Origin of the sequence: Aeribacillus sp. FSL K6-3256, assembly GCF_037965805.1 — a bacterium.
In the GTDB taxonomy this organism is placed as follows: Bacteria; Bacillota; Bacilli; order Bacillales; family Aeribacillaceae; genus Aeribacillus; species Aeribacillus composti.
Genome location: NZ_CP150188.1, coordinates 432,807 through 445,417, shown reverse-complemented (window position 1 = coordinate 445,417; position 12,611 = coordinate 432,807). Strand labels below are relative to the sequence as shown.

8 protein-coding genes are annotated in these 12,611 nt (G+C 41.5%); 4 read left to right on the top strand and 4 right to left on the bottom strand.

Annotated elements, in window-relative coordinates; genetic code table 11:
- Positions 1-246 precede the first annotated feature (246 nt).
- Positions 247-2,508, top strand: a complete 2,262-nt coding sequence (gene hypF, locus NSQ84_RS02265; RefSeq protein ID WP_327873442.1) for a carbamoyltransferase HypF — start codon at positions 247-249, stop codon at positions 2,506-2,508.
- 371 nt (positions 2,509-2,879) lie between these two features.
- On the opposite strand, the gene NSQ84_RS02260 is transcribed toward hypF, so the two are convergent.
- The 3 genes from NSQ84_RS02260 to NSQ84_RS02250 all read right to left on the bottom strand — a co-directional run bounded on the left by NSQ84_RS02260 (position 2,880) and on the right by NSQ84_RS02250 (position 7,771).
- Positions 2,880-4,343 (bottom strand): NAD-dependent succinate-semialdehyde dehydrogenase, encoded by a 1,464-nt coding sequence (locus NSQ84_RS02260; protein WP_327873443.1) that lies wholly within the window; start codon positions 4,341-4,343, stop codon positions 2,880-2,882.
- Between the two features lie 724 nt (positions 4,344-5,067).
- On the bottom strand, positions 5,068-6,246 hold the full coding sequence (locus tag NSQ84_RS02255; protein WP_130156508.1) for an iron-containing alcohol dehydrogenase: 1,179 nt from the start codon (positions 6,244-6,246) through the stop codon (positions 5,068-5,070).
- A gap of 199 nt (positions 6,247-6,445) precedes the next feature.
- Complete coding sequence (locus tag NSQ84_RS02250) at positions 6,446-7,771, bottom strand: MFS transporter (RefSeq protein WP_063387622.1); 1,326 nt, start codon at positions 7,769-7,771, stop codon at positions 6,446-6,448.
- 459 nt (positions 7,772-8,230) lie between these two features.
- Here NSQ84_RS02250 and NSQ84_RS02245 point away from each other — a divergent pair, with 459 nt between their 5' ends.
- From NSQ84_RS02245 to NSQ84_RS02235, 3 genes are read left to right on the top strand one after another with little or no spacing between them, the layout of a single operon-like run.
- A complete protein-coding gene (locus NSQ84_RS02245; protein WP_063387623.1) occupies positions 8,231-8,938 on the top strand; it encodes a FadR/GntR family transcriptional regulator in 708 nt (235 codons plus the stop codon).
- Between the two features lie 24 nt (positions 8,939-8,962).
- Positions 8,963-10,372 (top strand): FAD-linked oxidase C-terminal domain-containing protein, encoded by a 1,410-nt coding sequence (locus NSQ84_RS02240; RefSeq protein WP_130156506.1) that lies wholly within the window; start codon positions 8,963-8,965, stop codon positions 10,370-10,372.
- Between the two features lies 1 nt (position 10,373).
- Positions 10,374-11,678 carry a (Fe-S)-binding protein gene (locus tag NSQ84_RS02235; protein WP_327873445.1) on the top strand — a complete coding sequence of 435 codons (1,305 nt, stop codon included), beginning with the start codon at positions 10,374-10,376 and terminating at the stop codon, positions 11,676-11,678.
- Positions 11,679-12,366: 688 nt separating this feature from the next.
- Here NSQ84_RS02235 and NSQ84_RS02230 read toward each other — a convergent pair.
- Positions 12,367-12,609 carry a WGxxGxxG family protein gene (locus NSQ84_RS02230; protein WP_130158037.1) on the bottom strand — a complete coding sequence of 81 codons (243 nt, stop codon included), beginning with the start codon at positions 12,607-12,609 and terminating at the stop codon, positions 12,367-12,369.
- Between the last annotated feature and the right edge of the window lie 2 nt (positions 12,610-12,611).

Below are 12,611 nucleotides of genomic sequence, written 5' to 3'. Positions count from 1 at the left end.
TTCTCTTTAGGTAAGATACGTGCAAAATAAACGGATACATCTCTAGGAAAGTGGAATATGTCGGCATGAAAAGTTCTGTTATGTATACGCCTTCAGTTCAGAATGCGAGAACAAAGCTAAATGCCAGCGCATTAAGTTCAACGGACAATGTTTTCTTATTCAAAGTTCGGACGGTCCACTGAGCTCTATTTATCTGTTCGAAAGCTCCAAAATCTCTCGTTTTATAACGAAAGCAGGTGATTCATCATGAAAATAGCGCAGCGTATTTGCATATATGGTGTTGTGCAAGGGGTCGGTTTTCGTCCTTTTGTCTTTCGTAAAGCAAAGCGGTGGAAGCTCAGCGGATGGGTGCGCAATGGAGAAAGCGGCGTGGAGATTCATGTGGAAGGGGACGCAGATGCCATTCAACAATTTGTTCAAGAAATTACAGATCGATACCCTTCCTCAGCTAAAATAACCAATTTGGAAATTAAAGATGCGCCTTTACAAGAAGCAGCTGATTTCGAAATTTTGGCCAGCACGCTCCATAATCGGCCGACAGTGCAAATTCCTGCTGATCTTGCGGTTTGTCCGAAATGCTTGTCAGAATTGTTTGATCCAGCTAACCGCCGATTCCTTTATCCATACATCAATTGCACGGATTGCGGTCCACGATATACGGTCATTGAGCGGCTGCCGTATGACCGGCCTTATACGACAATGCATATGTGGTCTATGTGTCCGGCTTGTTCAGTGGAATATTATGATCCGGCGGATCGACGGTTTCATGCGCAGCCAACTGCTTGCCCCGATTGCGGTCCTCATTATCATGTGCAGGGACAGGATGGAGAAATACATGGTGATGAAAAAGCGATCAAAAAAACGGCCGAGCTCCTTCGTTCTGGGCGCATCGTTGCGATCAAGGGGCTTGGCGGCTATCTTTTGGCGTGTGATGCTGAAAACGAAGAAGCGGTATGGGAGCTTAGAAGGCGGAAGCGACGCGGGGAAAAGCCGTTTGCCTTAATGGTAAAAGATCTCGAGACAGCAAGGTCGTTTATCGATATATGTGCGGAAGAAGAAAATCTCCTTACATCTTCCGCCCGACCCATCGTGTTGGCACAGGCTCGCCGATTGCTGCCGGGAATTGCTCCTGATAATTCCGATTTAGGAGTAATGCTTCCATACACCCCTCTCCACCATTTGCTGTTTCATTTCGACGCACCAGAAGTGCTTGTAATGACAAGTGCTAACCGTTCCAGTGAACCGATCATCTATGATGATGAAGAAGCGATCAAGGCACTTGAAGGCATTGCGGACGCATGGCTTATTGGGGAGCGCCCTATTGCCCGCCGCGTCGATGATTCCGTCGTTCGCGTCAGCCCATTTGGCCCTACTGTACTTCGGCGGGCGCGGGGGTATGCGCCGCTTCCTGCTGCCCAATTGCCCAGTGATCGGCCTGTTCTTGCGGTTGGAGCTGACCTAAAAAATACCATTACATTAGTGGTCAACGGACAGGCGATCATGAGCCAGCATTTAGGAGATTTGATGAAATACGAAGCATATATGTCATTTGAGCAAACGGTCCATGATCTTTTGTCGATGTATGATGTTCGATTGCAAGAAACGATTGTGGCGTACGATCTTCATCCCGACTACCAATCTACCGCCTTTGCTCACAATCTAGAAGCTTATCAACATATTGGCATCCAGCACCACCGCGCTCATGTGGCGTCCGTGCTGGCGGAGCGAAATGCATTGGACAAACGGGTGATCGGAGTGGCGTTTGATGGAACAGGTTTTGGCGACGATGGAGCGATCTGGGGCGGCGAGCTGTTTGTCGGAAGCGCTGCGGAAGGTCTAAAACGGCGCGGACATCTTCGTTACGCCATGCTTCCCGGCGGAGATGCGGCGGCACGCATGCCGCTTCAAGCGCTAGCTGGTTTCTTTGTGGATGATCCGAAATGGGCAATAAATGTCGGCAAGCAGCTTTCGTTTCCTGAACGATTTTTCACGGCAGTGAAGATGGTAGAGAAACAATTGCGCACCTTTCCAACAACGTCCGTCGGCCGTTTGTTTGATGCAGCAGCGGCCCTTTTAGGATTTACCGGTCCTATCTCATTTGAAGGACAAGCAGCCATTTGGCTGGAGCATTTAGCACGTACAGCTCCATTAGAGAAGGTATATTCTTTCCCGTGGAATGGAAAAGAGCTAGACTACCGTCCTTTTTTAAAGGAAATGGCAGAAGACCGTCTAAAAGGAAAAGATGCAGCGGTGATTGCTCGCGCATTTCATCGAAGCGTCGCAGAAGGCATATTTAGAAGTGTTCGTTCTTTAGGAGCGGCCTATGAAATTGACACTGTTGTGTTGTCCGGCGGTGTATTTCAAAATTCGCTTTTGTTAGCTGATTTGAAAGAGTTATTTTATGAAAGCGATATGCATATCTGGATCGGTGAAGAAATTCCACCTAACGACGGCGGCATTAGTCTCGGGCAGGCAGCGCTTGTAGCTGCAGCGCATTCGAATTTATGAGTCGTTATTGCTTCAAAAGCTGTAAATATTTGTCTATCACTTGCTATGTTTTAATTGTTGTACATTCATTTTTTCCAATTCAATGTATTGTAGACCGCTGACTCGAATTCGAGGAAGCCCAAGTATGACCCCACATCAATTTATGTTTCATTCTTCGCATCGTCTATTAAAAATTTTTTACAAGACATCTTTCGGCGGCTGCACTTAAAGAAGGAAAATTCCTTTTCCGTCCAATTTGTAAAAATGAATAATAAAAGCAGATTCATCAAGGGCTGCTATGCCAAAAATGTGCAGAAAAGCTGTTCAGGCTGCTGCCCTAAACGGATGAATCTGCTTCTTATCTATTTATCTTCCTTTTGCATTAGACCCGTTTAAACACCCATCGAAATATACTTAACTTCTAAATATTCGTCTATTCCATGGTGTCCCCCTTCTCGGCCTATTCCGCTCTCTTTCACGCCTCCAAATGGCGCTTGGGCGACAGCAGGAATCGAATCGTTCAAACCGACGATGCCAAATTCCAATGCTTCCGAAACTCTAACGGCTCGGCTGATATTTTGCGTATAAAAATATGCTGCTAAGCCGTACTCGGTATTATTGGCATATTGAATGACTTCCTCTTCTGTATCAAATGGAATAATCGGAGCGACAGGCCCAAATGTCTCTTCCTTTGTAATCAGCATATCTGTGTTGACTCCAGCTAATACGGTTGGTTCATAGAACAATCCTTCCGACAGTTCGCCTCCGATTCTTTGTCCACCGCAAAGAACGCGGGCTCCTTTTGCCAAAGCATCATGGACATGCTCTTCTACCTTTTCTAACCCTTCAGAGCTTACGAGAGGTCCTACTTGAACGCTTGGATCTAAACTATTTCCAACTTTCAATGCTTGCACCTTTTTCACGAAAATTTCCGAAAACTTGTCTAAAACGGAACGCTGAACGTAAATTCGATTGGCACAAACACAAGTTTGTCCTGTATTTCGAAATTTACTTGCCACTGCACCAGAAGCAGCCGCTTCTAAATCAGCGTCTTCAAAAACGATAAACGGTGCATGCCCGCCCAGTTCGAGCGATAGCCGTTTCAATTGAGAAGCCGACTTTGTCACCAGTAATTTTCCGATCTCAGTCGATCCGGTAAAAGAAATTTTTCTTACAATTGGATTTTCGAAAATTTCATCCGAAATCGGACCCGCGTTGCCTATTACCAGATTGATGACTCCGCGAGGAATCTCTGCCATTTCGACTAATTTGCAAAAAGCAATGGCACTGATTGGAGATTGCTTCGCAGGCTTCACGATTCCTGTGCACCCACTTGCCAAAGCGGGGCCTAGCTTTCTTGTCATCATAGCCAACGGAAAATTCCAAGGGGTAATAGCGGCCACCACGCCGATTGGCTGACGGATCACTAGCAATCTTTTATTCGGAACAGATGCAGGAATCGTTTCTCCATAAATCCGGCGGCCCTCTTCAGCAAACCATTCTAAATAGCTGCCGGCAAAAACTACTTCCCCTTTTGCTTCCGTAATCGGTTTTCCCATTTCCAAACTGACGATTTCCGCTAATTCATCTTTGTATTCATGCATCAAATCCCGCAATTTCAGCAAATATTGCGCACGATCGTTTGCTGTTAATTTCGACCAGCTTTTAAAGGCATGCTCTGCCGCTTCAATCGCTTGGTGCGTCTCGAAACGACCTCCATTGGGGACATTCGCTATCATTTTTCCTGTCGAAGGATTCATAACTGAAATGGTCTTTCCGTCTTTTGCCTCTATCCATTCGCCGTTCACATACATTTTTAGATCTGTTAAATCAACTAAAGAATTAGTTTTTAACACGGTTAACCCTCCTTATGATTGCTAATTAAAGCTTAAGTTTGCAGCAGTGGAATTTCCCCATTCTGTACTTGTCTTTCACCAACTATTAAGTGAAACTCAAACCTAAAAGAGTTGCCATTTCAAATAAACTCATCATCATTTTTTCTGTGTATTTTTTGTCCTTTATGAAGAGCCACCCCAATCAAACTTGTTCATTTATCACAAAGCTGTGCTTTACATCGATGCTTCAACAATTTTCTAAAACAACACATAGAGAACACATTCGTTCTGTGGCTAATGTATAAGAAGGTCATAGAATCCTTTGAACTTCTTTTTTGGAGCTTTAAGATTGAAATTTGGAGGTTTGAAAAAGAATCAAACTCCCGATGATTTCGCAAAATGAGAATAATCGATTTTTAGACAACAGAAAATCGCAACCATTCGATTTTTTTACAATGCCTTTATTCCCTGTTTAAGAAGCAGCTAGACGACATGAACCACTAAGGCTGCTATTTTCCACTATACCCATCACATCAATTTTTCCATTGACGATTGACAATCTGTGTAACTAGGATTTCAGCAAAATATACTAGAAAGTCCACATCAAATAATCCGCTTCGCGACAACAAAGAAGATTGAAAAGCATCCATGCGCCGGAAGTCCGTTTCTCCGCATTACATAAAAGCATGAAATATGATGATAAGAAACCTGATTTTGTAAACTAAATCGTTTATCCTCTCTATTATTAGAACTCTTCTAAAATACCGTCATAAGCTCTCTCAATGATTAATTGAATGTCGGCCGGCCTTGTCAGTCTAGGATTTACATGCACATTTCCACTTCTCATCGAATCCTCCACTAATTTCGGAATCAATTCTTTTGATACACCCAGGTCTTTTATATTGAGTGGAATTTTCATCGTTCGATTCATTTCAATGACAGCGTTTATTGCTTCTTCAGCGGCTTCAATAGTAGATAAACCGGTAACATCCTTCCCTAAAGCGGCCGCTATATCTTTGAACTTTTCTGGACACGCAGGCAAATTGAATTTCATCACAAAAGGTAAAAGCACTGCGTTTGCAATTCCATGCGGAATATTAAAAACTCCTCCAAAAGTATGTGAAATCGCATGCACATTTCCTAACCGAGACTGCGCAAAGGCTATTCCAGCAATCATGGATGCAACCAGCATGTTTTCTCTACTTTTTATATCTGTTCCCACAAAGTAGGCTTTCGTTAAATTTTCGCCAATCATTTTAACAGCGTGAATAGCTAATGCTTGGCTTACAGGATTGGCTGCCTTGGATGTATACGATTCAATCGCATGGGTTAACGCATCCATGCCAGTTGCTGCAGTAATTTCCTGCGGCAGATTGAGTGTAAGAGCCGGATCCAGTATAGCTAATTTTGGATATAAATAAGGACTAATGACTGCTAATTTAAATAATGTTTCTTTATTGGTCACAACGGTTGAGGCCGTTACTTCACTTCCAGTACCTGCCGTAGTCGGTATAGCTGCGATTGGAAGCGGCGGAATGGCAATCTTTCCTACCCCTTCATAATCAAAGATATGGCCGGGATTTTTCGCCATCACTGCGATGCCTTTGGCAGTGTCAATACTGCTTCCGCCGCCTACAGCCAAAACGGCATCATTTTGATGCTGCTTCAGATATTCAGTGCCTTTATGAATCGTTTCATCAGACGGATTCGGCTCTACCTCATCATAAATTTCATAATTCACGTTTGCAGCATGGAGCGACTTTTCAATTCCTTCTAAAAGGTTGGCTGCTCTTACCCCTTTATCAGTTACAATGAGTACATTTTTAACGCCTAATTCCTTTATCATTTCTCCCGTTTTTTCAGATATTCCATTACCACATTCTACTCGTGTAGGCATAAAATACGTATAAGGCATTAAAGACATTGCTGATAACTTCCTTTCTACAAGTCTTTCCTGATTTCAAAACTTTTTTTAGTTCATGTTTTTAATCCATTCACTATAAAATGAATTGTTTATTGGCCTTCAGCTAACATTTCATATTGTCAAATTTCATGCAAATATCAAGATTAAACATCAGCTATAGTGTGCGAGAGGCTGGGATTTTTTAATTAGAAATCACTACCTAATTTTGATCTACATTTATGTCACGGGACAATTGGCCCGCATGTTCCTTCCGCATTGCAAATAGCAGAATGCTTGGAATCAAAAGCGAAGCGCTTAAAAAGAACAAGGCAACGTTTACGCTTCCGGTAGCATCTTGAATCATCCCGATCGCATAAGGTCCTGCAAAGCCGCTTAAGTTTCCAATTGAGTTAATTGCGGCAATTCCCACAGCTGCAACAGACGAACTTAAGAATTGAGTCGCTAAAGACCAAAAAGGACCATAGAAGCTGTACATTCCCGCAACTGCTACTGACATCATTAAAATCGACAAGAAAGGAGATGACATCATTCCCGATCCAAACAATCCCACACATCCGACGATTAGAGCAATGGCTGCGTGAATACGTCTCTCTCCTAAGCGATCAGAGCGGCGAGACCAAATATTCATAGCAATTGCACCGAATATATAAGGAATCATCGTCAGTAATCCAATTTGTGTGTTTGATAATACATCTGATAGTGATTTTATAATTTGCGGCAGCCAGAACCCGATTCCATACAAACCGATGTTGAACGTAAAGTAAATGACAGCCAAATACCATACTCTAGGATTAGTCAAGGCATATTTGAATCCATGATGGTTTGAGTTTGCCTCAGCATTAGCCTCTCTGTCTTTCTTTAATTCTGCAATTAACCAATTCTTCTCATCATTCGTAAGCCACTTTGCTTGTTCAGGGCTGTCCGTTAAATAGAAGAGCGTTAAAATTCCTAAAATAACGGCCGGTATACCTTCAAGGATGAACATCCAACGCCATCCGTCCAACCCGAGCCAATTTATATTGTCCAAAATCCATGTTGAGACAGGAGCCCCAATAATATAAGAAACTGCGATAGCTGTCATAAACATGGCAATTGTTTTGGCCCTTTCTTTAGCTCTAAACCAGTAAGTAAGATACAAAATTATGCCTGGGAAAAATCCTGCTTCAAACGCTCCGAGCAAAAATCTGAGTATATATAGATGGATGGCGTTTTCAACAAATCCGGTTAAGACCACAACAATTCCCCACGTTATGAGAATACGGGCAATCCATTTGCGCGCCCCAACACGTTCCAGCATTATATTGCTTGGCACTTCAAATAGAAAATAACTAATGAAGAAAACGCCGGAAGCAATTCCAAACATTTGGCTCGTCAGCCCAAGTGCATCGTTCATATCCAAAGCAGCATAGCCTAAATTCGCCCTGTCAATGAACGCAATAATATACAATAGAATAATAAAAGGAACAATTCGCATAGTTACTTTTCGCACTGTTTGCTTTTCCAAAGATACTGCGTCATTCATCATACCCACTCCCCCTAAATTTAAAATGAATATAGAAAAAACTGTATAGATTGAATGAAGTAAATGTTCCGAAAATTATTGAAACGACGTTACTTCACTTTATTTACAATTAGGAATCAACACATCTTAAATTTCACAGGCTGAAGGCCAAAAATCTTATAAAAATGTAAGTGTTTACATTTTCAGGCTAATATAAAGGTTCCCCATCTTGTGTTGGATCCTAATGTAAATAACATGTTCTAATAATTTGTTATTTGTAATACAAATTAGTAATACAAATTTCGTTGTATGTCTTGTGTTTTTTATTTTTTTTGTTTATTATAATCATAAAATAACGTGTTGTAAATTAAAAATTCAAAAAAATCATTGAAAAATTATTATAAATTTGTTATATAAATCAATAAATTTGTTATACAATTTTCGTCCATTCCCTATTTTAGAACTACGAAAGGAGAGGGAGTCATGGCCAAAAAAGAAAAAGTTTCGCAAATGATATCTCGTGAATTATTGAAACAAATTGAAATCGGAAAATTTCCACCAGGCTCTAAGCTGCCGACAGAAATGGAGTTGGCTGCTCAATTCGGTGTAAGTAGAGTACCTATTCGCGAGGCTTTAAGTATGCTGCGTGCAGCAGGTGTCATTTCCTCGCGTCAAGGCGGCGGGAGTTATGTAGAAGAATCAACAAATTCATCATTATTACAGCGTATTCGAATTGAGAGCGATGATGTGGACAGCATTAAATATTTATTTGAAATGAGAAAAATTTTGGAGCCGGAAGCAGCATATTTAGCAGCACTCCGACGTACACCTGAACAGCTAGAGCAAATGAAACGAATTTTAAAAACAATGGAAAATGAATCTTTAGAAGAAGGAGACATTTCAACAGAGGCCGATATCGAATTCCATCGTTCGATTATTTTGGCTACACATAATCCAGTTTTAATTCAAACACTTGAAAATCTATCCTCTCTTTATGAAAAAACATTAAAGATTACGTTGCGACCTAACGTGGAGTTAAAACAAAAACGAAAAGCTGTATATCAAGAACATTACAATATTTTACAAGCAATCGAAGCAGAAGAACCGGACCTCGCCAAAATCCAATGTCTCATCCATTTAAAAAATGCTGAGAAAAAATTAAGTCTGCTTTTAAGAGATTATACGATATAGAAAATTGGAAAGTGAGAGATTCATATGAAGGTAGTTACACCGAGTCATATTGAAGAGATTAAATCAATAGTTAAAACCGGTAAAGTACTCACTGATGAGAGCGACCGTTTCAGCTATTCATTTGACGGCTCTTTCGGAACATTTCTGCCGGATGTGGTCATTCAAACAAAGAGCGTGGAAGAATTAGCATCCCTTGTGAAGCTTGCCAATCGCGAGAAGATCCCAGTTTATCCTCGCGGTCAGGCCACATCATTAAGCGGCGGCCCGCTGCCTGTCAAAGGCGGTATGGTATTGGATTTATCGGTATTAGATGATGTACTTGAAATTCATGAAGAAGACTTAATCGCCGTTGTATCCCCGGGAGTATTAACAGCGGATATTCACAAAGCAGCCGAGAAAAAAGGATTAATGTATCCTCCAGATCCAAGCAGTTCACATGTGTCTACTATTGGTGGAAATTTAGCTGAGAACTCTGGAGGTCCAAGAGGATTAAAATACGGAGTAACGAAAGATTATGTGATTGGTTTGGAGGTTATCACTCCTGAGGGTGAAATCATTCATACTGGCGGACGCACTGTAAAAAATGTAACCGGTTATGATTTAACAAAACTCATTGTCGGATCAGAAGGAACCTTAGGCATCATTACAAAAGCAATTTTGCGCCTTCTTCCAAAGCCGCCCGCTTCCGAAACCATTATGGCGGTATTTGACAGCCTTGTTGATGCGGGAAGCGCCATTTCAAAAATTTTATCGTCAGGTATTTTGCCTGCCAAAATGGAGTTAATGGATCAAGCTTCGATTGTGGCGGTCGAAAATTACGAGCCTTTAGGGCTACCTGTAGATGCAGAAGCGATTATTCTCATTGAGCTCGACGGCCATCCTTTAGCTTTAAAGGATGAGATCAAACAAGCAGCGGAACTATGTTATCTTGTCGGAGCAAGAGCTGTTCGCATTCCAAAAAATGAAGCGGAAAAAGCGGAGATCTGGAAAGCTCGAAAGCTGGTATCTCCGGCTATCGTACGTATAAAACCGACCAAAATTTCAGAAGATGCCACCGTACCACGAAGCAAAATACCTCAAATGTGCGCAAGATTGCAGGAAATTCGAGATAAATATAATGTTCACCTCGTCGTATTCGGTCACGCAGGTGATGGCAACCTGCATCCAAACATTATTTGCGACAAAAACGACAAAGAAGAAATGCGCCGCGTAGAACAAGCTGTCGCTGAAATTTTCACAGCAGCAGTTGAACTTGGCGGAACGCTTTCAGGCGAACACGGCATCGGAACTATGAAGGCTCCTTTTATGGAAATGGAATTAGGACCAGTCGGTCTGGATATGATGAAGCGGATTAAAAGAGTTTGGGATCCAAATAACATCATGAATCCAGGAAAAATTTTCCCCGAAAAGGGGCAGAAATTGGAGTTGAGTTAACATGAAAGAATCTCTTGAAGAACTAAGGGAAGAATTTCAATATAATAAAACGAACAGCTGTGTACAGTGCGGTTATTGTCTGCCCGTCTGCCCGACATATGTAACTATGCGAATAGAAACACATTCACCTCGCGGACGTATTAATTTAGTCAAAATGGTTGGCGAAGGAAAAATCACGGATTTATCAGTGCTTGAAGAGCCGCTGGATTTATGCCTTGGATGCCGGGCTTGTGAAACGGCTTGTCCGACTGGAGTGGAATATGGTTCCATCCTTGAATCAGCAAGGGCTGCACTTGTGAAACGCAAGAAATTTAAAGCTCCTGTTCGTCTGCTGAGAAAGACAATGTTTCAGAACGTATTCCCTAGTAAAACAGCCATGAATGTGATCGGCAATACGTTTTGGCTTTATGAGAAAAGCGGATTGCAAAAAGCGATGCGCAAAACTGGTATTATGAAAAAGCTGCCTTATCATTTAGGTGAATTCGAAGCGACAATGTCTCAGGCAGTTTCACCAGCAGAGCGTAAACAAGCTCCTTCCAAAGCGAAAGCAAAAGGTGAAAAAAAATATACAGTTGCATTTTTCACCGGATGTATCATGGATGCTATGTTCCATCGCATCAACCGGTTGTCTGTACAGCTGCTTGCAGAAGCGGGTTGTGATGTCATTGTCATCCCTAATCAGACATGCTGCGGCGCACTGCATGCGCACTCTGGTGAAATAGAGGAAGCCAAGCGTCTCGCAAAACAAAACATCGCCGCATTTGAACAAGAGAACGTTGATTTTATTGTGAATAATGCCGGAGGATGCGGAGCTATGCTGCATGAATATGACCACCTGCTCGCAGATGATCCAGAATGGGCTGATAGAGCGGCTGCGTTCACTGCAAAATCAAGAGATATCAGCCAAGTGCTAGTCGCTTGCGGCGGACTGCCTAATCTTCGGTCAAATCCGGAAGAACGAGTCACATATCAGCCTTCGTGTCATATGACCAATGTTCAAAAAGTGACTGAGGAGCCTTTAAACCTTCTAAAAAGTATTTCAGGAATTAATTTTGTTGAGATGGAGCAAGCAAACATGTGCTGCGGTTCAGCAGGAATCTATAATATTATTAACTATGATGCCTCAATGGACATCCTTGATGAGAAAATGAAGCATACGAAAGCGACCGGAGCATCAGTCGTGATTACGACCAACCCAGGATGTCTCATACAGATGAAGCTTGGTATCGAACGCGAAAAACTGTCTGATTCTGTGCGGGCATTGCATCTAGTCGAATATTTGGCCGAAGCTGCCGGAATTTCATAAATTTTGCTTACACTTATGATGGATACGTGTTTATTGTACATTTGATAGAAGCATTAAAAATGACATTCCGCACCTGAAAGGAAAACTTCCATCTTTTTTTCAGGTGCGTTTTTTAAAAGTTTTCACTTATCATTTAATTCCTTTTTAATCAACTTCTTCCACCTTCATTCTTTTTTCGATAATTTCCATCGATCATCTATTTTACCTGCTCCGACACACGGATGGAAAGGAAAGATTATAGCCAGTCTCAAGTTCAAATAACCCTTTTGATTGTTAGCCGGTGTAATCAAGTCAGCCGGAAAAGAATTCGATCCGCTAATACAATCGGATTTTCTTCACGCTGAAAATCTCCAAAATGTGTCCAGTTAAATTGAATTGGACGATGTTTCAGAGCAACGTTTTTCGTATTGGCATAGAGAATCTGTCTGTAAAAGTAAGAAAATGAAGCTTTATATGACGTTTTATTAATGTTTCTGTTTATTCATATAGGTTTGTAAATTCCGCATATCCGAGAACAGCCAAGTACGATTAATTCGAAGTCATAAACACCTTGATATTGCCATTCTCAGCCAAAGAATCCCTAGTTTGGTAACAAACTAAACCGGACCAATTTTTATTTCTCGAAATATTTAAAAAAGATCAAAAAAAAAAAAAAAACATTTATTGATTTTTAATAAATATATTGGGTCTAATCTCTTCTGTCATTTCTTCTTAACCCTAACAGTCCTGCAAGACCAACTAAACCAATCCATCCCCAATCTGTATCTTCATTATCATCGCTATTATCAACATCTGTATTTTGAGCCATTTGAGTAATTTTGTTTGTGTTGTTATTGACGTCTATGCTGTCATTTTCAGCGTAGGCAACTATCCCAAAAAGCATCAACGCAACTGATAGAGCGCAAAATGAATGGAGAATTTTTTTTAACATGG